Genomic DNA, 24,516 nt, shown 5'->3' with positions numbered 1-24,516 from the left:
ACAGCCATAAAAAAATCCGGAGCCACAAGGGCTCCGGTCTCTTGCTCAAGGCAGTAGTTGCGGTACTCGCCCCGGATGCTGTTTGATAACCGACCAGGGCAGAAGGCTCCACTCGGTCAGTTCACAGTTACGCTCGACACGAGGAAATGAAGGGTCCAGCACTATCCCCTTCTCAGTCATATACCAAGAGGCATACTCCCAGACCGACGGATCTGCATAATTGCACCCTTCCGGATCTGGAACCATCTCGTTGGGATAAAGACGCTGGAACTCTTTTACAATCCAAGGCGCCAGAGACTTTGCCTTGTAATCAGATTCTGCTGGGTCGTATGACTTCTTATCGAACTTAACCGGAGCGCCGCTACCCACCCAGAGCAGGTCTTCGAGTGTCAGCACCTCTCCTGTGGCAACATTAATGTTCAATGGCGAATCACCAAAATCAGGGTGTGCACCGCCGCAAAAATAACCGGTAAAAATACTGGCGCTGAGCAAGTTCGGACTGATCAGATGGGGTGTAACCGTCTGGTCAAATTCCCCACCCATCGGGGAACTCATACACTGGAAATAACTGGCGACCTCGCTCCATTGACTATCTGCCAGCATATGATTGAGCTTCCCAAGCTGCTCCGCCGGTAGCCCTGATGTAATGCGAAAAAGCGTAATGTTGCTTTGCGGCTCTTGTAGCCATTGCAAGCCATAGCCCTGAAATAGCTCGCTCTTGTTCGTCTTGAGTGAGAGTCCATCAAGGCGCAAGAGTTCATAAGGATCGCGCTGACGCCAGCCGGCAAGTGCCGGATCCGGTATTTCAATGGCGCGGCCATCGACTACCGTCAATACGATGGAGAGCGGTTTTTTGCCGACCCATTCGCCACGCAGCCCATTACCGGACCGCTCGAGGCGCATGGCAACCTTTTCGGGTTCTGAGTTATCCCATCCTTCAGAGAGCAACAGACTCTTGCCCTCCCACTTGCCCGATAGGGGAATATCCCTTCGATACTTGCGGTAGAAATATCGCCCGCTGACCGTGCCATCTGACGATGCATCCAGGGTCATCACTACCGGCATCCGCCCTACTTTGCCCTGATACACCTCGCCAGCCTGCGCAGCCATGGCCAGCAGCAGACAACCCAACCCCAACAAAAACCTCGTTATCACGCTTATCTCCCCTATTGTGGCGACGACGTCCATCCTCACTCAGCCCATTCATCAGAACGACCCATTAAGTTCTCGCTCACCGAGAGGGCAAACTGTAGATGAAAAAAAACCGGAACCATACGGTTCCGGTTTTCATCATGCCAACGCAAGCGCTAGCAAAACAAGCAATTAAGCCTGGTTCTTAACTTCTTTCAGACCACGGAAAGGAGCTTTGGCACCCAGAGCTTCTTCGATACGGATCAGCTGGTTGTACTTGGCAACACGGTCAGAACGGCTCATGGAACCGGTCTTGATCTGGCCAGCAGCGGTACCAACAGCCAGGTCGGCGATGGTAGCGTCTTCGGTCTCACCGGAGCGGTGGGAGATGACGGCAGTGTAGCCAGCGTCTTTGGCCATCTTGATGGCAGCCAGAGTTTCGGTCAGGGAACCGATCTGGTTGAACTTGATCAGGATGGAGTTGGCGATGCCGTTGTCGATACCGCGCTTCAGGATCTTGGTGTTGGTTACGAACAGGTCGTCACCAACGATCTGGATTTTCTTGCCCAGTTCAGCAGTCTGGTAGGCGAAACCTTCCCAGTCAGATTCGTCCAGGCCATCTTCGATGGAGACGATCGGGAACTTGGTGGTCAGGTCAGCCAGGAAGTCGGAGAAACCGTTGGAGGTGAAGACACGACCTTCGCCTTTCAGGTTGTACTCTTTCTTCTCTGCGTCGTAGAACTCGGAAGCAGCGCAGTCCATAGCCAGGGTGATGTCGGTGCCCAGTTTGTAACCGGCAGCGGCAACGGCTTCAGCGATAACTTCCAGCGCTTCGGCGTTGGATTTCAGGTTCGGAGCGAAACCACCTTCGTCACCAACTGCAGTGTTGTAGCCCTTGGACTTCAGCACTTTGGCCAGGTTGTGGAACACTTCTGCGCCCATGCGAACGGCTTCTTTCAGGGTCTTGGCGCCAACCGGCTGGATCATGAACTCCTGGATGTCGACGTTGTTGTCGGCGTGCTCACCACCGTTGATGATGTTCATCATCGGCAGCGGCATGGAGTAAACACCCGGGGTGCCGTTCAGCTCGGCGATGTGGGCGTACAGCGGCATGCCTTTGGCAGCAGCGGCAGCTTTGGCGTTAGCCAGGGAAACAGCCAGGATGGCGTTGGCGCCGAACTTGGATTTGTTCTCGGTACCGTCGAGGTCGATCATGATCTGGTCAACGGTGGCCTGGTCCTTGGCATCTTTACCCAGCAGAGCTTGAGCGATCGGGCCGTTTACGGCTTCGATGGCTTTCAGCACGCCTTTACCCAGGAAACGGCTCTTGTCGCCGTCACGCAGTTCCAGCGCTTCGCGGGAACCGGTGGACGCGCCAGACGGAGCGGCTGCCATACCAACAAAACCACCTTCCAGGTGAACTTCGGCCTCAACGGTCGGGTTACCACGGGAGTCGATGATTTCACGACCGATCACTTTAACGATCTTGGACATGTGTATTTCCTCAGGTTTCGTAAAAAAACAACAAAAATATGCCAAAAAAAGCGGCTGTGGCACAGTGCCCCAACCGCATTTATTTTCAATTACTTCAAATTACGCTTCTGATACTCGCCTGCCGCCTTCACAAAACCGGCGAACAGGGCGTGGCCATCACGAGGAGTTGAGGTGAACTCCGGGTGGAACTGCGCGGCCACGAACCAGGGGTGATCCGGGATCTCGATGATTTCCACCAACTTCTTGTCAGCGGAGAGACCGGTCACTCTCAGGCCGGCTGCCTCGATCTGCGGCAGCAGCTTGTTGTTGACTTCGTAACGGTGACGGTGACGCTCGTAAATGGTCGGGCTGCCGTACATCTGACGCACCTTGGAATCTTCGACCAGGTGGCAGAGCTGGGAACCTAGACGCATGGTACCGCCCAGATCGGACTTCTCGGTACGGGTCTCGATGTTGCCCTCTTCATCCACCCACTCGGTGATGAGGCCGACAACCGGGTACGCGCAATCTTTCTTGAATTCGGAGGAGTGAGCCCCTTCCATGCCCGCGACGTTGCGAGCGAATTCGATCATGGCAACCTGCATGCCGAGGCAGATACCCAGGTAGGGGATCTTGTTCTCGCGGGCATACTGGGCAGCCAGAATTTTGCCTTCCACACCGCGCTCACCGAAGCCACCCGGCACCAGGATCGCGTCCAGACCTTCCAGCAGCTCGGAGCCACGGGTCTCGATATCCTGAGAGTCGATGTACTTGATGTTGACGGAGTGACGGGTCTTGAGACCACCGTGCTTGAGCGCCTCGTTGACGGACTTGTAGGCGTCCGGCAGGGAGACGTACTTGCCGACCATACCGATGGTCACTTCACCAGTCGGGTTGGCCTCTTCGTAGATAACCTGTTCCCACTCGGAGAGATCGGCTTCCTTGCACTCCAGACCGAAACGCTCGGTGAAGTAGGAGTCCAGGTTCTGGGATTTCAGCAGTGCCGGGATCTTGTAGATGGAGTCGACGTCTTTCATGGAGATGACGGCGCGCTCGGGCACGTTGCAGAACAGGGCAATCTTGGCGCGCTCGTTGGCCGGAATGGCACGGTCGGAGCGGCAGATCAACACATCCGGCTGGATACCGATGGAGAGCAGCTCTTTGACGGAGTGCTGGGTCGGCTTGGTCTTCACTTCACCGGCAGCGGCCAGGTAAGGAACCAGAGTCAGGTGCATGAACATGGCATTGTTGCGGCCCACTTCGGCAGCCAGCTGACGAATGGCTTCGAGGAACGGCAGGGACTCGATGTCACCTACGGTACCGCCCACTTCGACGATGGCAACCTGATGGCCTTCGGCACCGGCAATCACCCGCTCTTTGATGGCGTTGGTGATGTGCGGGATAACCTGAATGGTGGCGCCCAGATAGTCACCACGACGCTCTTTACGCAGTACGTCGGCGTAGATACGGCCGGTGGTAAAGTTGTTGCGACGGGTCATCTTGGTGCGGATGAAACGCTCGTAGTGACCCAAATCCAGATCGGTTTCGGCCCCGTCCTCGGTTACGAACACTTCACCATGCTGGGTCGGGCTCATGGTGCCCGGATCCACGTTGATGTAGGGGTCCAGTTTCATGATGGTCACATCCAGACCACGGGCTTCCAGAATGGCTGCCAGAGAAGCTGCGGCAATGCCTTTGCCGAGGGATGAAACAACGCCACCAGTAACAAAAATATATTTGGTCGTCATGCTGAACCTGAAAGAAGTTTAGGGAATTTTAAGGGGTGCTTCGGGGATGAAGCAGGACGGGGAAACAGTATACCAAAAACCCCTCTCCCAAACAATGAGCAAAAATCTATCAGGCTCCTTGCCGCCCCATCTTGCGCCAAATCAACTTTGCTCGGTTTCCTTTGCCTTGTCCCAGGCAGCATCAAGCTTTTCGAGGGTGCAATCGCTCATTTTCAGCCCTTCTGCGGCGATTATCTGCTCAACCTGACGAAAGCGACGCTCGAACTTGGCGTTGGCGCCCCGCAGCACCTGCTCGGGATCCTTGCCCAGATGGCGCACCAGATTGACGGTAGCAAACAGCAGGTCGCCGAGCTCGTCGCTCACCCGCGCCTCATCCACATCGACCATCAGCACCTCTTCCATCACCTCGTCGATCTCCTCGTGGATCTTGTCCACCACCGGCCCCAGGGTCTTCCAGTCAAAACCGACGGTGGCACAGCGTTTCTGGATCTTGGCGGCGCGGGTCAGGGCCGGCAGCGAGAGCGGGATATCGTCCAGCACGCTCTCTTTGTCGAGGGCCGCCCGCTCCTTTGCCTTTTCCGCCTCCCAGTTCGCTTTTACCGCCTGCTCGTTGGCAAGGTCGGCATCCGAGAAAACATGGGGGTGGCGGCGAATGAGTTTCTCGCTCACCGTATCGACGATATCGGCGAAGTCGAACAGCCCCTGCTCCTTGCCAAGCTGGGCGTAAAACACCACCTGAAACAGCAGGTCACCCAGCTCCCCTTTCAACCCCTGCCAATCTTCGGTCTCGATGGCATCGGCCACTTCGTAGGCCTCTTCCAGGGTGTGCGGCACTATGGTCTGGAAGTTCTGTTTCAGATCCCAGGGGCAGCCGTTTTGCGGATCGCGCAGGCGAGCCATGATGTCGAGCAGTTGGGGCAGATCGTAACGTTGGGACATGGGATATTCGCTTGTTGATTCGTACCGCAGGGGCAAAACAGTGACCGACCTGGCGGTCGGTCACAAGTTGGTTCTTGATGACAATCAGAGGCGCTTGGCGCTGATCACGTCATTGAGCTGACTGAGCTTGGCCAACGCCCTGTTGAAGGCGTTGATGTTGTAGATCTCCAGCTCCATGTCGATCTCGGCGGTCTGCTCGCGCACGTTGGAGCGTGAGCGTACCCCCATCACATTGATCTTCTCGTTGGCCAGCACGGTAGTGATATCGCGCAGCAGGCCGGAGCGATCATTGGAGATGATCCGGATGGTGAGGCTGTAGCCGCCGGAGTAGTTCTCGCCCCACACCGCATCGATCAGTCGTTCCGGGTTGCGCCGGGAGAGCTCTTTCAACTGCTCGCAATCTTCCCGGTGGATGGAGACGCCGCGCCCCATGGTGATGAAGCCCTGAATGGCATCGCCCGGGATCGGCTGACAGCAGCGGGCGATATGGGTCATCAGGTTGCCGACCCCTTCCACGACGATGTGATCCTTGGGCTTGTGGCGCATCGGCGCATTGGCCTTCTGCTCCAGCCTCTCCAGCAGGCGACGATCTTCCTCTTCCGCCGTCGGCTTGTTGTAGCAGGTGTCGAGATAGTTGAGCACCTGGTTGATGCGGATATCGCCGCTGCCGATACCGGCCAGCAGATCGTCGGTGCTCTCCAGATTGAAGCGGCGCAGCATGTTGCCCTTGTCGATCTTGGACATGCTAAGGTTGTGGCGATCCAGCTCCTTCTCGAACAGCTCGCGACCGGCAACGATATTCTTGTCCCGATCCAGCTTTCTGAACCAGGTCGCCACCTTGGCCCGCGCCCGGCTGGAGCGCAGGAAGCCGGCGTTGGGGTTCATCCAGTCGCGGCTCGGGTTCGGCTCCTTCTGGGTGATCACCTCCACCTGATCGCCGGTCTGAAGGGCGTAGGTGAACGGCACAATGCGGCCGTCAATCTTGGCACCGATGCAGCGGTGGCCGATCATGCTGTGCACGTGATAGGCGAAGTCGAGCGGGGTGGCGCCCGCCGGCAAGTCGATGACATCCCCTTTCGGGGTGAAGACATAGACCCTGTCCTCGAACACCTGACTGCGCAGGTCTTCCAGCAGGGAGCCGCTCTCGGAGAGATCCTCCTGCCAGGCGAGCAGCTTGCGCAGCCACTCGATCTTGTCTTCGAAGGTGTTGGCCTTGCCGCCAGCCTGCGGACCCTCCTTGTAGCGCCAGTGGGCAGCGACGCCGAGCTCGGCATCCTGATGCATCTGGTCGGTACGGATCTGGATCTCGACCGTCTTGCCCTCCGGCCCCACCACTACGGTGTGGATGGACTGGTAGCCGTTGGGTTTTGGGTTGGCGACGTAGTCGTCAAACTCGCGGGGAATGTGGTGGAAGTGAGTGTGAACGATGCCGAGCGCCGCATAGCAATCCTGCAGCCGCTTGGTTACCACCCGCACCGCACGCACGTCGAACAGCTCGTTGAATTCGAGGTGCTTCTTCTGCATCTTGCGCCAGATGCTGTAGATGTGTTTCGGCCGGCCGTAGACCTCGGCCTCGACCCCCGCCTCTTTCAGCGCATCGCGCAGGGAGCGCACAAACTCCTGAATGTAGCGCTCCCGATCGAGCCGCTTCTCATCCAGCTGTTTGGCGATCTGCTTGTAGGTTTCCGGGTGCAGGTAGCGGAAGGCGAGATCTTCAAGCTCCCACTTGAGCTGACCGATACCGAGCCGGTTGGCCAGCGGCGCATAGATGTTGGTGATCTCCTGGGCCATCAGCACCCGGGTCTCTTCATCCGCCTTTTTCGCTTCCCGCAGGCAGGCGATCCGCTCGGCCAGCTTGATGACCACGGCACGCACATCCTCGACCATGGCGAGCAACATGCGACGCACGTTGTCGACCTGCTCCGGCGAGGTTTCGCTACGATGGAGGGTCTGCAGGGAGCGGATGGCCTCCATCTCCAGTACCCCTTCCACCAGCTTGGCGATCTTGGGCCCAAAGTCCTCGTCCATCCGCTCCTGGCTGATGAGACCGGCTTCGACAAAGGGGTAGATGATGGCGGCCTTGAGGGTACCGAGATCCATGCTGAGCATCAGCAGGATGCCCACCATCTCGATGCCGCGCACCAGCAGCTTGCTGGTGAGGGCCTCGTCGCCCAACGTCAGGCAATACTGGTAGACGGTTCGCAACTGCTCCTTGTCACTGTCACTCAGGGTGAGCGAGCTGACCCACTCCTCCAAAGTGAAGTTGTCTTTCAAATGAATATCGCGAACCGCAACCATGGTATCAATCCTTTAAAGTGTTTGGCCGAAAGTAGTCACTTTCACCCCTTGTGAGATCGCCTCAAATGGGGATTTCCGGAGAGGGTTTCAAGGCATATTGTCAAAAAAGACAATAGGTCTCTCCGGCAGGCCCAGCCGAATTACGAGGGGCTAGGTTACCCCAATCACGTCTGCTCAAACAGCTTCAGTTCAGGTTGCTGATGAGCACTCGCTAGCCCCGCTCGAAGAGGGCCATGGACTCCAGATGACCGGTGTGGGGGAACATGTCGAGCATGCCCAACCGCACCAGTCGATAACCGCCCTTCACCAGCACCTGGCTATCGCGCGCCAGCGTCACCGGATTACAGGAGACGTAGACCACCCGCTTGGGTGAAAGTTTCACGACGTGCTCCATCACCTCCAGCGCACCTGGACGAGCCGGATCCAGCAGTACCAGATCGAACCCTTCCCGCGCCCAGGACATGCCGACGATATCGCCGCTCAAGTCCGCCTTGTAGAAACGGACGTTGCTGATGCCATTGCGACGGGCGTTCTCTTCGGCGCGCGCCACCATGGCCAGCTCACCTTCCACCCCCACCACTTCGCGGGCCTGACGGGCCAGCGGCAGGGTAAAGTTGCCGATGCCGCAGAAGAGATCGAGTACCTTGTCATCCTTGCCCGCCCCAAGCCATGAAAGCGCCTGATCGACCATCTGCTGGTTTACGGGGCCGTTGACCTGAATGAAGTCACCCGGAGCAAATGCAAGAGACAGGCCATCCAGCGAGTAAGAGGGTTCGAACTGCTGATGCAGCGGCACTATCTTGTCGTCGGCCGCCTGCAGATAGAGGTCGATACCCTGCCCGGTTGCAAACTCTACCAGCTGCGCCCGATCCGTCTCGTTGGGACGACCGGTATGACGCAGCAGCATCATGATCCCCTGCTCCGCCTGGATCAGTTCGGCATGACCCAGCTCGCGCTGGCTCTTCAAGCGATTGAGGCACTCGCGCAGCGGCGCAATCAGTGCAGAGAGCGGTTCGGCCAGCACCGGGCACCATTCGATCTCCACCAGATCGTTGCTGTTGCGGCGACGAAAACCGACCCGGGTGCAGCGACCGTTCTTGTCGAATTTGATGGCCAGCCGGCAGACCCGGCGATAGGCACGCTCCTCGCCAGTCAGCACCGGCTCCAGTGCAGGTGCACTGATATTGCCGAGACGCTCGAACAGATTGACCAGCCCGGCCGCCTTGGCTGCCTGCTGATCCGCCACCGACATATGCTGGGCGCTGCAACCACCGCACTCGCGGTAGTGGCTGCAGAAGGGGGCGATACGATTGGCGGCTGGTGTCACCACCTGTTGCAGAGCGGCATGGCCATACTGCTTTTTGTCGTCAATGATACGGGCCTTGATGGTCTCGCCGGGCAGCGCCCCTTCAACGAAGATCGCCTTGCCTTGATGACGACCGATCCCGACACAGTGGTGATCGAGGGTGTCTACCGTAAATTCAATGCGTTGGGGTTGGGTGGATTTCTTTTGGGGCTTGAAAAACTGGGCCATAAAACTTGGTGCCTATAGGTGGCTATGTCATGATTGTGGAATCTGCAGCAGGCTATTGTCCCACAAGAATAATAGTATGACCAAATACGGCCTTCGGGCGCGGGTGCTGGCATTTACCATATTACCCACCTTGATCATCGGTGGCCTGATGGCCGGCTACTTCACCTTCCATCGCTACCAGCAGCTGGAAAACAACCTGATCGATCAAGGGATCAACATCATAGAGCCACTGGCCATCGCCAGTGAATATGGTATGACCCAGCACAGCCGCGAATCCCTCAAGCGGCTGATTGGTCTGACCCATCGCAAGAACTCGCCGCTCATCAAGTCCATCGCCGTCTTCACTCAGGACAACCAACTGTTCGTGACGTCCAACTATCACAGGGACTTCACCCGGTTGCAGCTGCCCGATGGCGAGCCGATTCCGGAGCTGACCAGCATCACCCTCTACGGTGACGACATCATATTGCGCACCCCGATCCAGGCCGAAACTACCATGGATGGCTTCCCGCTGCCCAGCGATGTGGAGCCGCCGATGATCGGTTACATCTCGATGCAGATGACCACGGATCGCGCCATGCTGCTCCACTACCGCGATACCTTCTTCGCCATCATCATGGTGCTGCTCGGAGTCGCCGTCAGTACCCTGTTTGGTTTCCGGCTGGTCAAGAGCGTGACCCAGCCCATCACCAACATGGTGCAGGCGGTGCACAAGATCCGGGAAGGGCGGCTCGATACCCGGGTCAGCGGCGAGCTGACCGGCGAGCTGGACATGCTGAAAAACGGTATCAACGCCATGGCCAAGGCGCTCTCCGAATATCACGAGGAGATGCAGCAGAATATCGATCAGGCCACCTCGGATTTGCGCGAGACGCTGGAGCAGATCGAGATCCAGAACGTCGAACTCGACATGGCCAAGAAGCGGGCGCAGGAGGCGGCAAGGGTCAAGTCGGAGTTCCTCGCCAACATGTCTCACGAGCTGCGCACCCCGCTCAACGGCGTCATCGGTTTTACCCGCCAGCTGCTCAAGACCAGCCTCACGCCGAGCCAGACCGACTACATGCAGACCATCGAGAAGTCGGCGCGCAACCTGCTTGGCATCATCAACGACATCCTCGACTTCTCCAAACTGGAGGCGGGCAAGCTGCAGCTGGAGCATATCCCCTTCAGCCTGCGCGACACCCTCAACGAGACCATGCACCTGCTCGGCCCCAGCGCCCACGACAAGCAGCTGGAGCTCTCTTTGCGGGTCGATGCGGATGTCCCCGATACCCTCACCGGCGACCCCATGCGTCTGCAGCAGGTGCTGACCAACCTCACCGGCAACGCCATCAAGTTCACCGAGCGCGGCAACGTGGATGTTCATATCGAGCAGCTCGGCAGCAGCAACCACAAGGTGAAACTCAACGTGCGGATCCGGGATACCGGCATCGGCATCTCGGAAGAGCAGCAGCGCCAGCTGTTCCAGGCTTTCAATCAGGCCGACTCCTCCATCTCGCGCCGTTATGGCGGCACCGGACTGGGTCTGGTCATCACCCAGAAGCTGGTGCAGCAGATGGGCGGCCAGATCCGCTTCGAGTCGGAGCTGGACAAGGGCTCAATCTTCTCTTTCAGCCTGGATCTGGAGGTCTCTCCCCTGCCGCAGACCGATCAGCTGCCGCTGGATCGCATCCGCAACAAACGGCTCTGGCTGCTGGAGCCGGACCCCTTTGCTCGCGCCGCCCTGCTGGCGCTGCTGGCCGAGTGGCAGCTCGATGTGCAGTTACTGACAAACGATGCCCCCTGGCCAGAGATGAGTGAGCAGGACATTGTGCTCATTGGCAGCAGCACCCTGCATACTCCGCAACAGGTGATCAGCCGACTCGACAGCCTGAATGGCCAGCAGCAGAACACCATAGTGCTGCTCAGCAGTCATGAGCCGGCGCTCTACGAGGCGATGCTGGCTCACGGAGCCCAGCACTGTCTCTCCAAGCCGCTCAACCATCGCAAGCTGCTGCACGCACTGCTCACCCCGGAGGCAAGCCGCCAGCTGCTGCCGGCCCAGCCATCTGCTCGCCAGCTGCAACCGATCAAGGTGCTGGCGGTGGATGACAACGCCGCCAACCTCAAGCTCATCGCCGCCATGCTCCGGGAGATGGTGACTCAGGTCGTGCTCTGCAAGAACGGCAAGGAGGCGGTCAAACAGGCCCAGAGCCAGCCGTTCGACATTATCTTCATGGATATCCAGATGCCGATCATGGATGGCATCAGCGCCACCCAGGCGATCCGCAGCCAGTCCCTCAATACCGAAACCCCGATCGTCGCGGTGACAGCTCACGCCATTCCCGGCGAGCGGGAGCGCCTGATCCGCCAGGGGATGGATGACTATCTGGCCAAGCCCATCGACGAGAGCATGCTGGCCAGACTCATCACCGACTTTGCCGATCGCCGTCACCAGATTGTCGGCGATCAGCAGATCGACTGGGCGCTGGCGGTGCGTCAGGCGGCAGGCAAGGAGGAGCTGGCCAGAGAGATGCTGACCATGCTGCTGGCCAGTTTCGACGAGGTGGAGCCTGTGCTGGATGCCGCCCTTGCGGGTGCCATCGACGACAGCGAAGTGCTGGCCCAGCTCCATCGTCTCAACGGCGGCTGCGCCTACTCGGGCGTGCCCGGTCTGCAGCGGCTGCTGTCACAACTGGAGCAACAGCTGCGCGACGGCGTGCCGGTCTGCGAGCTGGAGCCCGAGCTGCTGGAGCTGCAGGATGCCCTTGAGCTGGTGCGCCAGGAGGCGCCACGCTACCTTAATTGAGTCAAACTGGTACGCGCCCGGAGATATCGTTTCCCCGCTTTTTCTGACGCGGGGGCCGACAGATGGTAAAGTTGCGCCGTTTAAACAGGAGTCAGCATGACCAACAACGATATTCTGCGCCGCCTGCGCTACGCCCTAACCATCAGCAACGACGAGATGGTCGAGATGTTTGCCAAGGGCAATCTGGCCATCGACCATGCCCAACTGCACGGCTGGCTGATGAAAGAGGCCGAAGAGGGAGAAGTGCAGGAAGCGGGCTATGCCGCCTGCCCCGACTCCGCCCTGAGCCAGTTCCTCGATGGTCTCATCGTCACCCGTCGCGGTGTGCGGGAAGATGCGCCGCCCCAGGTGGTGCCAAACCGGATCAACAACAACCTGATCCTGCGCAAGCTGCGCATCGCCCTCAACTTCAAGGAAGAGGATATGCTCGGCACGCTCAAGCTCGCCAACTTCAACCTCTCCAAATCCGAGCTGAGCGCCCTGTTCCGCGCCAAGGATCACAAGCACTATCAGGATTGCGGGGATCAGATCCTGCGCAACTTCCTGCTCGGCCTCACCGCCAAATACCGCAGCTAACTGCACCGCTCAACCGGCAGGCCAGCAGCCATGACGAAGCGCCTCTCCATCACACTGCCCAAACGTCGAGCAGTCAGGGGATGGCGCATCGCCGCATCGCTGCTTCTCGGCACGCTGCTTGGCTCTTTGCTGCAAGGCTGCAACCAGCAGAGCTACCAGCTCTCCACTCGCTATCAGAGCGCCAACCAGAACGAGCGGATCGCCTTTCTTATCCTGCACTACACCGACGAAGATGACGCCCACTCCCTGCGCCTGCTGACCGAGCAGGATCACAAGGTGAGCGCCCACTACCTGATCCCCCGCGACAGCCGCGAGACACCGCTCCCCGTCTATCAGCTGGTGCCGGATAGCCAGCGCGCCTGGCATGCAGGGCGCAGCCGCTGGCACCAATATGCCGGGCTCAATGCCAGCTCCCTTGGCATCGAGATCGTCAATCTCGGCTATCCGCCGGAAGATGAGCAGCTGGCCCCCGATGCCCGCCGCTGGCAACCCTATACCCCGCAGCAGATTGCCGCCGTCGGCGCCCTCAGCCGCAAGCTGGTCGCCCGCTACCACATTCCACCGACCCAGGTGCTGGCTCACAGCGACGTCGCCCCCGAGCGCAAGCAGGATCCCGGCCCCCACTTCCCCTGGCGTCAGCTCTATCTTGAGTACGGCGTCGGCGCCTGGCCAGATGAAAGCCGGGTGGCAGAGCTGCTTGCCAACCCTCTGCCCGAATGGAGTGCCACCATGTGGCAGCAGCAGTTGGCTCGCTACGGCTACGGCCTCCCCCAGAGCGGCCAGTGGGACGAGCAGAGTCGCGCCGTCATGCGTGCCTTCCAGCTCCACTTTCGCGCTGGCAACGTCGATAGCGAGCCGGATAGCGAGTGTCAGGCCATCCTGATGGCCCTGCTCGAGAAGTACCCAAACTAGCCCACCCTTTCACCACTTCACTCCCCCGCTTTGATAGCCACTCGCTATCAAACTGTTAGGTACGAGCGATTATCCCTTCAAATAACAAGGGGTTAATCTGAGTTCGTTCCAAGACAGATTGTCAAACCCGATTTCCTTATCTGGAGGTGAATGATGAAAAGCCCGATTGGTCTTGATACCGCTCAATCACAAGCTCTGGCTGCCGAGCTGAACAAGTTGCTGGCCAGCTACCAGATCCTCTACATGAACGTCCGCGGCTTCCACTGGAATATCCGTGGCAACCAGTTCTTCGAGCTGCACCTGAAGTTCGAGGAGATCTACAACGACCTGCTGCTGAAAGTCGATGCCCTGGCAGAACGCATCCTGACCCTGGATAGCGTGCCGCTGCACAGCTTCAGCGACTACATCAAGGTCTCCGCTATTCCCGAACAGAAAGGGCTGCACGACGGTCGTGCCTGTGTCGAATCCCTGCTGGTGAGCTTCCGTGAACTGCTGGTGGCTCAGCGCCGCATTCTGGCTCAGGCCGCCGATGCCGGTGATGAAGGGACAGCGTCCATCCTCTCCGACTACGTGCAACAGCAGGAGAAACTGGTCTGGATGCTGCGCGCCTACCTGGCCTGACCCATTGTTGAAGTGAGCTTTGTTGCAAACCCGAGTTGTCTCTCCTTTATCCACCCGCTTGCCGCCCTGTTTGGGCGGCTTTTTTGTTTTTGATCTGCATCAAGGGAACCTTAATTGGCAAAATGAATACCTATTAAGTTTTTCGCGAGAGGAATAGAATCGCCACAAAACAGACAACTGAAATGTCCAATTAGGAGAGGCATGATGTTTTGTGTGCAATGTGAACAGACTATTCGTACCCCGGCTGGCAACGGCTGTGCCTACGCACAAGGTATGTGCGGCAAGACGGCGGAAACCTCGGATCTGCAGGATGTACTGATCTATACCCTGCAGGGGCTCAGCGCCTGGGCACTGGCTGCCCGCGAACAGGGCATCATCGACCGCGAGATCGACGCCTTCGTGCCCAAGGCCTTCTTCGCCACCCTCACCAACGTCAACTTCGACTCCGCCCGCATCGTGGCGTATGTCAACCAGGCGCTGACCTATCGCCAGCAGCTGGCCGATCGTCTGACCGCCATGGCGGTGCAGGTCAACGATTTGCCATCATCCGCCCACTTCGAGCCCGGTGCCAAGCTGCTGGAACAGCTCGCCCATGCCGCGCCAGCCGCCCCCAATCGGGGCAAGAGCGAGGTGAACGAGGACATCATGGGGCTGCGCCTGCTCTGCCTTTACGGCCTCAAGGGTGCTGCCGCCTACATGGAGCACGCCCGGGTGCTGGATCAGCAGAGTGACGAGGTGGCCGCCGAATTCCACCGTATCATGAGCTGGCTCAGCACAGATCCGAGCGAAATGGGTCGTCTGTTCAACTGCGCCATGGAGATCGGCCAGCTCAACTTCAAAATCATGGAGATGCTGGATCTGGGTGAAACCAGGGCCTTCGGCCACCCGGAACCGACCCAGGTCAGGGTCACGCCAATTCCCGGCAAGTGCATTCTGGTCTCCGGCCACGACATGATGGATCTCAAGCTCATTCTGGAGCAGACCAAGGGGGCCGGCATTCATGTCTACACCCACGGCGAGATGCTGCCCGCACTGGCCTACCCCTTCTTCAAGCAGTACCCCCATCTGGTGGGTAACTATGGCTCCGCCTGGCAAAACCAGCAGAAGGAGTTTGCCAACTTCCCGGGCGCCGTGGTGATGACCTCCAACTGCATCATCGACCCGAACGTGGGCAACTACTCGGATCGCATCTTCACCCGCTCCATCGTCGGCTGGCCGGGCGTAACCCATCTGGAGGGGGATGATTTCTCCGCCGTGATCGCCAAGGCGCAAGCGCTGGAAGGCTTCAAGCACATCGAACTCGAGCACTTCATCACCATCGGCTTTGCCCGCAACGCCTTGATGCAGGCCGCTCCCGCGGTGATCGAGAAGGTCAAGGCTGGGGAGATCAGCCACTTCTTCCTGGTGGGTGGCTGTGACGGTGACAAGGCCGAGCGCGCCTACTTTACCGAGTTTGCCAAAGCGGCGCCGCGCGATAGCCTGCTGCTCACGCTGGGTTGCGGCAAGTACAAGTTCAACAAGCTCGACTTTGGCGACATCGGCGGCATTCCCCGTCTGCTGGACGTGGGTCAGTGCAACGATGCCTACTCCGCCATCCAGCTCGCGCTGGCGCTCTCCGAGGCGTTCGAGTGCGGCGTCAACGATCTGCCGCTGACGCTGGTGCTCTCCTGGTTCGAGCAGAAGGCCATTGTCATCCTGCTCACCCTGCTGGCGCTGGGTGTGAAGGACATTCGTACCGGCCCGACCGCCCCCGCCTTCCTCACCCCAGCCCTGCTCAAGGTACTGGAGGAGCAGTTTGGCCTGAAAGGGACCACTACGGCCGAGGCTGACTTGGCCGAGATCCTGGCGGCCTGATCGGCACCTCATGTTGTAAGCGTTTGGCGAGCCGCCCAGCTCGCCTTTTTTCTGGTTCCGGCTTTTTCACCAGACGTTTTTCAAACCGTTTCAAACTTAAGGAGCCTTGTGATGACCTCCACCTCTTTGACCCTGCGCTGCATCAGTCGCCGGGCAGATACCCACGACGTGGCGAGTTGGCGACTTTCCCCAGTGGCGGGAACCTTGCCAGCCGTGCTGGCTGGCCAGTGCATCACCCTGCATACCGAGATCGATGGCAAGCCTCACTGCCGCGCCTATACCCTCTCCTCCAGCCCGCAGGATGCCTGCTGGCAGGTCACCATCAAGGATGTGGGGCTGGTCTCCCACCACCTGCACCAGACTCTGCAAGTGGGGGACGAGATCCGGGTGGATGGCCCCTTCGGCGATTTCAACCTAACTGCCTTGCCCTGCGAGCGGCCGCTGATGCTCAGTGCCGGTTCCGGCATCACCCCCATGTGGGCCATGCTGCGCGACGAGCTGGCCAAACGGCCGGACGCCGACATTCGCTTTATTCACAGCGCCCGCTCGCCGGAGGATGTGATCTTCGCAGACGACTTGGCAGCGCTGGCCGCGGCCCATGCCGGTGTACGGCACGCCCTGATTCTGGAAGAAGCCCCTTCTGATCACCCCTGGGTTGGCCGGCTCACAGCGGACATGTTGCGGGAATTGGTACCAGATCTTTTGAGCCGCCACGTCTATCTGTGCGGGCCTGCGCCTTACATGACAGCAGTCAGCACCATGCTGGCGGAGCTGGGGCTACCGGCAGCGCAGTTGCACCAGGAGTCGTTCGGTCTGCCTGCGGTTACATCGAGTACGGCGCCAGTTGCAACCAGCAGCGACCACTTCTGGCTAACCCTGAAAAAGAGCGGCAAGAAGGTGAAGCTCCTGCCGGGCCAGACCCTGCTGGCGGCGCTGGAAGGGGCGGGCGAGACCATGATGGCCGCCTGCCGCGCCGGGGTATGCGGCGCCTGCCGCTGCACCACGGAAGGCGATATCGAGCGCCAGAGCGTGATGACCCTGAGTGCGCAGGATCTCGAGAGTGGAGTAGCACTGGCCTGTTCCTGCACCGCCAGCGGAGATGTCAGCGTCGACTATTGAAGCTCGTTCCTGGCATCTCGCGCTTTTCCCTAGTGGGCCGGGCAGGTAGACTCAGCTCCAGTTTCAGTCGAAGACGGGATAAAAAATGACAATTCTGGTTACAGGGGGCGCCGGCTATATCGGCTCCCATACCCTGGTTGAACTCTTGAACGCCGGGCAGCAGGTCGTGGTACTCGACAACCTCTCCAACTCCTCCCCCGAGTCACTCAAGCGGGTCGAACAGATCACCGGCAAGCCGGTCATCTTCGTCGAAGGGGATGTGCTGGACAGAGCCTGCCTGCAGCAGCTGTTTGCAGCCCACCAGATCGAGTCGGTGATCCATTTTGCCGGGCTCAAGGCAGTCGGGGAGTCCAGCCAGATCCCGCTCACCTACTACCAGAACAACATCAGCGGCACCCTGGTGCTGTGCGAAGAGATGGCCAGGGCCGGCGTGTTCCGGCTGGTATTCAGCTCCTCGGCTACCGTCTATGGCGATCCGGCCTCAGTACCGCTGCGGGAAGATTTCCCCACCAGCGCCACCAACCCTTATGGCCGCTCCAAGCTGATGGTGGAGGAGATCCTGCGCGACCTCGCCAAATCCGATCCCCGCTGGGCCATCGTGCTGCTGCGCTACTTCAACCCGGTCGGTGCCCACGAGAGCGGCCTCATCGGTGAAGATCCCAACGGCATCCCCAACAACCTGCTGCCCTATATCAGTCAGGTCGGCGTGGGCAAGCTCAAGGAGCTGGGGGTGTTTGGCAACGACTACCCGACGCCGGACGGTACCGGGGTGCGAGACTACATCCACGTGGTGGATCTGGCCATCGGTCACCTGAAAGCGCTGGCTCGCATCGAATCGGATACCGGCGTCTTTACCTATAACCTGGGCACCGGTCAGGGCTATTCGGTGCTGGAGATGATCAAGGCGTTTGAAGCGGCCAGCGGCCGCCCCATTCCCTACCAGATCAAACCCCGTCGTCCCGGCGACATCGCCGAGTGCTGGGCAGAGCCGCACAAGGCCCGCGCCGAGCTGGGCTGGCAGGCCGAGCGTGGTCTGGAGCAGATGATGATCGATACCTGGCGCTGGCAAAGCCAGAATCCCAACGGCTACCAGGCCGACTGACCCATGGCCAGATAGCAAAACGCCCCGGCATGCCGGGGCGTTGTTGTTTTTGCCACAGGGAATTCAGTTACTCTGACTGCGCAACAGCGGCAAAGGGGCCAGATAGGGTTCGATTCGCGCAATCAGGCGATCCGATAGCGGCGTCAGCACTACCCAAGGCAGACAGAGGGTCGCCAGCCCCAGCGCGCCGACATAGACATCGGTAAACCAGTGCGCGCCGGAGAAAATCCGGGGGGCGGAGAAAAGCGGTACCATCAGCAGCGCAGTGATCCCAGCCCAGCGCGGCAGGTAGCGCAGAGCAAAGCCGGCGAAGATCATCAGGAACAGGGCGTGATCCCCGGGGAAGCTGTCACCGGAAGAGTCCTTGGTCGGAATACCGCTGATCTGGGTCACCCGCAGCGCATCGGCCACCATCAGGGTCGGGCTGGGTCGCTCCACCGGCAATCTGTGACCAAGCTGGTTGATCACCAGTGCACTTAGCAGCATCACTATGCCCATCGCCACCAGTTGGCGACGACCAGCAATATCACGGGCAAAGAAACAGCGAGCCAGGATCAATCCCATGCAGCCAAGCACCACCAGATCGAACAGCCGGTTGTTGGTGATGGCCACCAGATCGGCCCACAAAGGTGACAGCCCGAGCCAGCCGTTAACGGTGTGAAAAATCGCGAGATCCCACTGATCCCAGGGACCATGGGCGGGCAGCGCGGCCCAACTGATGGCCACCAGACCACCGACCAGATAGCAAAGCAGGAACTTGCCCATGAGGACTCTCCTTTGGAAAAGGGCGATATCGTAAAACTGTTGAGTGCGTCACAAAAACGAAGAATTGTAAGAAAGTGCGACACAAAATCAAGCCTCAAATAAAACCGAATGGTTTGCCCTCCTCTTTCATTGCTGTTCGGGCTACTGAGTTTTACTCCCAGCCCCCCGGTCTGTGGGCCTCTCACCATGAGTGCGGCTTGTGCCACCACGGCAACACACCCTAGAATGCGCACTTCCCTTTACTGCGAAAGGAAGCGGTATGCATATTCACATTCTCGGGATCTGCGGCACCTTTATGGGTGGTCTGGCGGTGTTGGCAAAACAGCTTGGTTACCGGGTGACCGGCTCAGACGCCAACGTCTATCCCCCCATGAGCACCCAGCTCGAGCAACAGGGCATCGAACTGACCGAAGGCTATGACCCTTCCCAGCTTGATCCGGCGCCGGATCTGGTGGTGATTGGCAACGCCATGAGCCGCGGCAACCCCTGTGTTGAATATGTGCTGGACCGCAATCTGCCCTACATCTCCGGCCCCCAGTGGCTGCTGGAGCATGTGCTGCAGGATCGCTGGGTGCTGGCCGTTGCCGGTACCCACGGCAAAACCACCACCGCCAGCATGCTGGCCTGGGTGCTGGAGTACGCCAAGCTGGAGCCCGGTTTCCTTATTGGCGGCGTGCCGGGCAACTTCCCGGTCTCGGCCCGCCTCGGCTCTGCCCCCTTCTTCGTCATCGAAGCAGACGAGTATGACTGCGCCTTCTTCGACAAGCGCTCCAAGTTCGTCCACTACCATCCGCGCACCCTGGTGATGAACAACCTGGAGTTCGACCATGCGGACATCTTCCCGGATCTCGCCGCTATCCAACGTCAGTTCCACCACCTGATGCGCACCGTGCCAAGCAACGGCCGGGTGCTGTTCCCGCAGGCGGATGACAACCTCACCGCCGTGCGCAAGATGGGCTGCTGGAGCGAAGTGGAGCTGGTCGGTCAGGACGATGCCAAGTGGAAAGCGGTCAAGCTGGCCGATGACGGCTCCGCCTTCGAGGTGTGGCTGGATGGCGAGAAACAGGGCGAAGTGCACTGGGAGTGCATCGGCGAACACAACGTCAACAATGGCCTGATGGCCATCGCTGCCGCCCGTCATGCCGGTGTCATGGTGGAGCACGGTATTGCGGCGCTCTGCCAGTTCAAATCACCCAAGCGGCGGATGGAGCTCAAAGGCGAGGTAGCCGGCATCAGCGTTTATGACGACTTTGCCCACCACCCCACAGCCATCGAAACCACCCTTGGCGGTCTGCGCGCCAAGGTGGGTGAAGCCCGCATTCTGGCAGTGCTGGAGCCCCGTTCCAACACCATGAAGTTGGGGGTGCACAAGGAGGAGCTGGCCAGCTGCTTCGATGGCGCCGACGAGGTGTTCTTCTTCCAGCCCCCCAACATTGGCTGGGATCTCGGCGAGGTAACGGCCCATATGACCCGACCCGCCAAGGTGTTCAACGATCTGGAGACCCTGATCAACCGGTTGGTGGCCGAGAGCCGCGATGGCGACCATATTCTGATCATGAGCAACGGCGGCTTCGGCGGCATTCATGACAAGCTGATCGCCCGCCTCAAGGATTACCACGGCGAACTATGAACAAAGCGATCACCCTGGCGCTGACCGGTGCCTCCGGCGCCCCCTACGCCCTGCGCCTGCTGGAGTGTCTGGTGCAGGCGGACTATCGGGTCTACCTGCTCGCCTCCTCGGCGGCACGAGTGGTACTCAAGACCGAGCAGCAGCAGGAGTGGCCGGGCTCACCGAAGGAGCTATCGGCTTATCTCTGTCGCCAATATGGCGCCAAAGAGGGTCAGATAGTCGCCTGCGGCAAGGAGGAGTGGTTCTCACCAGTCGCCTCCGGCTCAGCGGCGCCCAAGCAGATGGTGGTCTGCCCCTGCTCCATGGGCACCGTCTCGGCCATTGCCAACGGCACCTCCGACAACCTGCTGGAGCGGGCGGCGGATGTAGTGATCAAGGAGCGCGGCCGGCTGATCCTGGTGCCCCGCGAGAGCCCCTTCTCGGCGATCCATCTGGAGAACATGCTGAAACTGGCGCGGCTCGGGGTGACCATCATGCCCGCCGCGCCGGGCTTCTACCATGAGCCAAAGAGCATTGCGGATCTGGTGGACTTTATGGTCGCCCGCATCCTCGATCATCTGGGTGTCGAGCATGAGCTGACCAGCCGCTGGGGCTATGGCCATGGCTGAGCTGACCAGACAAACCGGATAAAAAAAGGCGCCCCTCGATGAGGGGCGCCTTTTTTCGTTAAGCCGTATCAGCAAGCCTGAATAGGTGCCGTCACGTACTTGAACAGGAAATCAGTCACCTCTTCGCGCGCCGGGCGCTGAGGTTGATTGATCATCTGCATCATCACATAGCCAAAACCGGTCAGAGAGCGGGCCAGATCCTGTGCCGACAGCACGCTGGTGATCTCCCCTGCATCCATGGCGGTTTGCAGCTCGCTGGCGATCAGCTCAAGGCACTGATCGAGCAGCCGGGTATAGCGAGGCCATACCTCTTCCCGAACCGAGGAACTCCACTCCAGCCAGATACCTGCGTAATCGGGCTGGTCGTAGGCCGCATCGACAGACAAGCTCACATGGCGCTTGATCTTGTCGAAGATTGAACCATTGCCGCTGTATGCCTGCGACAACGTCAGGTTCACGAAGCGTTCGATCTCGGCCAATACCTCATCTACCAACTCCTCGCGGGTGTTGAAATAGTTGAAGACGGAGGCAACAGAGACCTTGGCCTGCTCGGCAATTTCGGCGTGACCGGCACGACCGATACCGCGGCGGGAGAACACTTCGATGGCACATTCCATCAGTTGATTGCGACGAGCCTCCGGCGACAGCCGGGTACGACGTCTTATTTCTGCGCGTGGTTCCATAGTTTTTATCATCTAATAGTTATTGATTATGGTGTTTATAGTATTGTAACTAATCATGCCTGAGTGCCTGCTAACTCTATCAATTAAAATAAGCCGATAAAAGCACCACGTATATATGGCGCCTCTCGACACGGGTGGTAGAATCATCGGTTTTGATGTTCATGAACGGCCAGTTTCCCTTTGGCCATATGGGAGTAAGTGATGAAACACACTGTCGAGGTGATGATCTCCGAGGCTGAAGTAGCCGCCCGGATCGCCAAATTGGGTGAAGAGATCACCGCCCGCTACCAGGGTTCCGACGAAGTCGTAATGATCGGTCTGCTGCGCGGCTCCTGCGTCTTCCTGGCTGACCTCTGCCGTCAGTGCCAGCTGCCCATCACCCTGGATTTTATGACCGCCTCCAGCTATGGCTCCGGCATGCACAGCACCCGTGACGTGCGTATCCTCAAAGACCTGGATGACGACATCAAGGGCAAGGATGTGGTGATCGTCGAAGACATCATCGACACCGGCTACACCCTCAACAAGGTGCGCGAGATCCTCTCCCTGCGCGAGCCGAAATCCCTCGCCATCTGCACCCTGCTGGACAAACCCTCCCGTCGCGAAGTGCAGGTGCCGGTTGACTGGGTCGGCTTTGCCATTCCGGATGAATTCGTGGTCGGCTGCGGCATCGACTACGCGCAGAAGTACCGCAACCTGCCCTTCATCGGCAAAGTGGTACCGCAAGAGTAACAAGGTTAAAAAACATACCGAACAAGGTGGCGCTGCGCCATTTTCTGTCTCAGGCGGCCTCGGCCGCCTTTTCTGTATCAAGACGGGTTCAGCCAGTTAGAGGTTGCAATGAACGCACTGGAAATCAGCGGCCTGAAAAAGACCTATCAGGGGGGCGTCGAAGCCCTGAAAGGCATCGATCTCACCGTCAAGCAGGGGGATTTCTTCGCCCTGCTCGGCCCCAACGGGGCGGGCAAGTCCACCACCATCGGCGTCATCAGCTCGCTGGTGAACAAGAGTGACGGCAAGGTGAAGGTATTCGGTTATGACATCGATACCCATCTGGAAGAGGCCAAGGCCCAGCTCGGGCTGGTGCCGCAGGAGTTCAACTTCAGCCAGTTCGAGAAGGTGATCCAGATTGTCACCCATCAGGCCGGCTTCTACGGCGTGCCCAAGGCAGAAGCCAAAATTCGCGCCGAGAAGTACCTGCGCCAGCTCGATTTGTGGGAGAAGCGCGACATGCCGGCCCGCACCCTCTCCGGCGGCATGAAGCGCCGCCTGATGATCGCCCGCGCCCTGATGCACGAACCCAAGCTGCTGATCCTCGATGAACCGACCGCCGGGGTCGATATCGAGATCCGCCGTTCCATGTGGAGTTTCCTCAAGGATCTCAACGAGCAGGGCGTCACCATCATCCTCACTACTCACTATCTGGAAGAGGCGGAGATGCTCTGCCGCAACATCGGCATCATCGACAAGGGCCGCCTGATCGAGAACACCAGCATGAAAAACCTGCTGGGCAAGCTGGGCCGCGAGACCTTCCTGCTCGATCTGGCGCCAGGTTCTGCCGTACCAAACGTGCCCGAATTCAACGGCCGTATGCAAGATGAGCGCACCCTGGAAGTGGATCTCGACAAGAGCCAGTCCCTCAACAGCCTGTTCGAGCAGCTGTCACACCAGCAGGTGCAGGTACTGAGCATGCGCAACAAGGCCAACCGGCTGGAAGAGCTGTTTGTCACCCTGGTCGAAGAGGGGAGAAAAGCATGAACCTGACCACTTACTACATCGCCTTCAAGAGCATTCTGGCCAAAGAGGTGAGCCGCTTTACCCGGATCTGGATCCAGACCCTGGTGCCGCCCGCCATCACCATGAGCCTCTACTTCGTCATCTTCGGCAACCTGATCGGTTCGCGCATCGGTGACATGGGCGGCTTCACCTACATGGAGTTCATCGTGCCCGGCCTCATCATGATGTCGGTGATCACCAACTCCTACTCCAACGTCGCCTCCTCCTTCTTCAGCGCCAAGTTCCAGCGCAACGTGGAGGAGCTGCTGGTGGCGCCGGTGCCCAACTACGTCATCATCGCCGGTTACGTGGGCGGTGGCGTGGCCCGCGGCCTCTGCGTCGGCCTCATCGTCACCCTGGTGTCGCTCTTCTTCGTGCCGCTGCAGATCCACCATCTGTTCAGCGTCTGCGTGACCGTGCTGCTGACCGCCATCCTCTTCTCGCTGGGTGGCCTCATCAACGCGGTGTTTGCCAAGACTTTCGACGACATCAGCATCATCCCCACCTTCGTGCTGACGCCGCTTACCTATCTGGGCGGCGTGTTCTACTCCATCAGCCTGCTGCCCCCCTTCTGGCAGGGGGTCTCCCAGGTGAACCCCATCATCTACATGGTGAACGCGTTCCGTTACGGCTTCCTCGGTATCTCCGACGTGCCGCTCGGCACCGCCTACCTCATCATCATCGGCTTCATCGTAGCTCTCTACGGTCTGGCCTGGTGGCTTATCTCGCGCGGCACCGGTCTGCGCCACTGATGACCAGAACGGGCACCTCGCGGTGCCCGTTTTTTATTCCCCCTTTAGCCCCTTCAACCTGCCAGCCCTCTTCGCAATAACCTGCCTGTTATTAAGGCTTTACCTGACACCTTGTGATCCACCGCAATTTTCGAATTACCCCCAAAGGTATAATTCTCGCGGTTGGATGTGCCGTCATTGATGGAGCATCTGTCTCTTCATTTCTCT

General features: G+C 59.2%; 20 protein-coding genes. 12 read left to right on the top strand and 8 right to left on the bottom strand.

Translation table 11 applies throughout. The annotated features are described in order from the left end of the window. Positions 1-45: 45 nt before the first annotated feature. The 6 genes from AACR93_RS02590 to rlmD form a co-directional block, all read right to left on the bottom strand. Positions 46-1,188 (bottom strand): DUF3298 domain-containing protein, encoded by a 1,143-nt coding sequence (locus AACR93_RS02590; RefSeq protein WP_043849940.1) that lies wholly within the window; start codon positions 1,186-1,188, stop codon positions 46-48. 135 nt (positions 1,189-1,323) lie between these two features. Next, positions 1,324-2,625 (bottom strand): phosphopyruvate hydratase, encoded by a 1,302-nt coding sequence (gene eno / locus AACR93_RS02585; RefSeq protein ID WP_005335583.1) that lies wholly within the window; start codon positions 2,623-2,625, stop codon positions 1,324-1,326. A gap of 89 nt (positions 2,626-2,714) precedes the next feature. After that, complete coding sequence (gene pyrG, locus AACR93_RS02580; RefSeq protein ID WP_043849939.1) at positions 2,715-4,352, bottom strand: glutamine hydrolyzing CTP synthase; 1,638 nt, start codon at positions 4,350-4,352, stop codon at positions 2,715-2,717. Positions 4,353-4,493: 141 nt separating this feature from the next. Beyond that, on the bottom strand, positions 4,494-5,291 hold the full coding sequence (mazG, locus tag AACR93_RS02575; protein WP_040068330.1) for a nucleoside triphosphate pyrophosphohydrolase: 798 nt from the start codon (positions 5,289-5,291) through the stop codon (positions 4,494-4,496). Between the two features lie 84 nt (positions 5,292-5,375). Then, a complete protein-coding gene (gene relA, locus AACR93_RS02570) occupies positions 5,376-7,589 on the bottom strand; it encodes a GTP diphosphokinase (protein WP_040068329.1) in 2,214 nt (737 codons plus the stop codon). Positions 7,590-7,800: 211 nt separating this feature from the next. Beyond that, a complete protein-coding gene (gene rlmD / locus AACR93_RS02565) occupies positions 7,801-9,123 on the bottom strand; it encodes a 23S rRNA (uracil(1939)-C(5))-methyltransferase RlmD (RefSeq protein ID WP_043849938.1) in 1,323 nt (440 codons plus the stop codon). Positions 9,124-9,199: 76 nt separating this feature from the next. On the opposite strand from rlmD, the gene barA reads away from it, so the two are divergent. The 7 genes from barA to galE all read left to right on the top strand — a co-directional run bounded on the left by barA (position 9,200) and on the right by galE (position 18,095). Further along, entirely contained in the window at positions 9,200-11,911 is a 2,712-nt protein-coding gene (gene barA, locus AACR93_RS02560) for a two-component sensor histidine kinase BarA (protein WP_043849937.1), read from the top strand. Positions 11,912-12,007: 96 nt separating this feature from the next. Continuing rightward, the gene (locus AACR93_RS02555) at positions 12,008-12,487 is read left to right on the top strand and encodes a YehS family protein (protein ID WP_043849936.1); all 480 of its coding nucleotides are present in this window, start codon (positions 12,008-12,010) and stop codon (positions 12,485-12,487) included. A gap of 30 nt (positions 12,488-12,517) precedes the next feature. Further along, a complete protein-coding gene (locus AACR93_RS02550) occupies positions 12,518-13,399 on the top strand; it encodes an N-acetylmuramoyl-L-alanine amidase (protein WP_082044054.1) in 882 nt (293 codons plus the stop codon). A gap of 153 nt (positions 13,400-13,552) precedes the next feature. Next, positions 13,553-14,020 carry a Dps family protein gene (locus AACR93_RS02545; protein WP_043849935.1) on the top strand — a complete coding sequence of 156 codons (468 nt, stop codon included), beginning with the start codon at positions 13,553-13,555 and terminating at the stop codon, positions 14,018-14,020. A gap of 204 nt (positions 14,021-14,224) precedes the next feature. Then, on the top strand, positions 14,225-15,874 hold the full coding sequence (gene hcp / locus AACR93_RS02540; RefSeq protein WP_043849934.1) for a hydroxylamine reductase: 1,650 nt from the start codon (positions 14,225-14,227) through the stop codon (positions 15,872-15,874). A 111-nt stretch (positions 15,875-15,985) separates the two neighbouring features. Further along, on the top strand, positions 15,986-16,993 hold the full coding sequence (locus AACR93_RS02535) for a hybrid-cluster NAD(P)-dependent oxidoreductase (protein WP_043849933.1): 1,008 nt from the start codon (positions 15,986-15,988) through the stop codon (positions 16,991-16,993). An 85-nt stretch (positions 16,994-17,078) separates the two neighbouring features. Then, on the top strand, positions 17,079-18,095 hold the full coding sequence (gene galE / locus AACR93_RS02530) for a UDP-glucose 4-epimerase GalE (RefSeq protein WP_043849932.1): 1,017 nt from the start codon (positions 17,079-17,081) through the stop codon (positions 18,093-18,095). Between the two features lie 63 nt (positions 18,096-18,158). On the opposite strand, the gene AACR93_RS02525 is transcribed toward galE, so the two are convergent. Continuing rightward, positions 18,159-18,860 (bottom strand): phosphatase PAP2 family protein, encoded by a 702-nt coding sequence (locus tag AACR93_RS02525; RefSeq protein ID WP_043849931.1) that lies wholly within the window; start codon positions 18,858-18,860, stop codon positions 18,159-18,161. Between the two features lie 259 nt (positions 18,861-19,119). On the opposite strand from AACR93_RS02525, the gene mpl reads away from it, so the two are divergent. Both mpl and AACR93_RS02515 read left to right on the top strand, forming a co-directional pair. Then, on the top strand, positions 19,120-20,490 hold the full coding sequence (mpl, locus tag AACR93_RS02520; protein WP_043849930.1) for a UDP-N-acetylmuramate:L-alanyl-gamma-D-glutamyl-meso-diaminopimelate ligase: 1,371 nt from the start codon (positions 19,120-19,122) through the stop codon (positions 20,488-20,490). Further along, positions 20,487-21,098: a flavin prenyltransferase UbiX gene (locus AACR93_RS02515; RefSeq protein WP_043849929.1), complete on the top strand. Its 612-nt coding sequence runs from the start codon at positions 20,487-20,489 to the stop codon at positions 21,096-21,098. Before mpl ends, AACR93_RS02515 begins: the two co-directional genes overlap by 4 nt. A 68-nt stretch (positions 21,099-21,166) precedes the next feature. Here AACR93_RS02515 and AACR93_RS02510 read toward each other — a convergent pair whose 3' ends face one another. After that, complete coding sequence (locus AACR93_RS02510; RefSeq protein WP_043849928.1) at positions 21,167-21,781, bottom strand: TetR/AcrR family transcriptional regulator; 615 nt, start codon at positions 21,779-21,781, stop codon at positions 21,167-21,169. 201 nt (positions 21,782-21,982) lie between these two features. Here AACR93_RS02510 and hpt point away from each other — a divergent pair, with 201 nt between their 5' ends. The 3 genes from hpt to AACR93_RS02495 all read left to right on the top strand — a co-directional run bounded on the left by hpt (position 21,983) and on the right by AACR93_RS02495 (position 24,309). Beyond that, positions 21,983-22,513 carry a hypoxanthine phosphoribosyltransferase gene (gene hpt / locus AACR93_RS02505; RefSeq protein ID WP_005343302.1) on the top strand — a complete coding sequence of 177 codons (531 nt, stop codon included), beginning with the start codon at positions 21,983-21,985 and terminating at the stop codon, positions 22,511-22,513. Between the two features lie 108 nt (positions 22,514-22,621). After that, positions 22,622-23,539: an ABC transporter ATP-binding protein gene (locus tag AACR93_RS02500; protein ID WP_043849927.1), complete on the top strand. Its 918-nt coding sequence runs from the start codon at positions 22,622-22,624 to the stop codon at positions 23,537-23,539. Next, complete coding sequence (locus tag AACR93_RS02495) at positions 23,536-24,309, top strand: ABC transporter permease (RefSeq protein ID WP_033113075.1); 774 nt, start codon at positions 23,536-23,538, stop codon at positions 24,307-24,309. Before AACR93_RS02500 ends, AACR93_RS02495 begins: the two co-directional genes overlap by 4 nt. Positions 24,310-24,516: the final 207 nt, after the last annotated feature.

The sequence above is a fragment of the Aeromonas sp. L_1B5_3 genome, from assembly GCF_963866575.1.
Taxonomy (GTDB): domain Bacteria; phylum Pseudomonadota; class Gammaproteobacteria; order Enterobacterales; family Aeromonadaceae; genus Aeromonas; species Aeromonas jandaei.
Note: the sequence above shows the minus strand (reverse complement) of the source record. Positions and strands in the feature narration are given on the sequence as shown.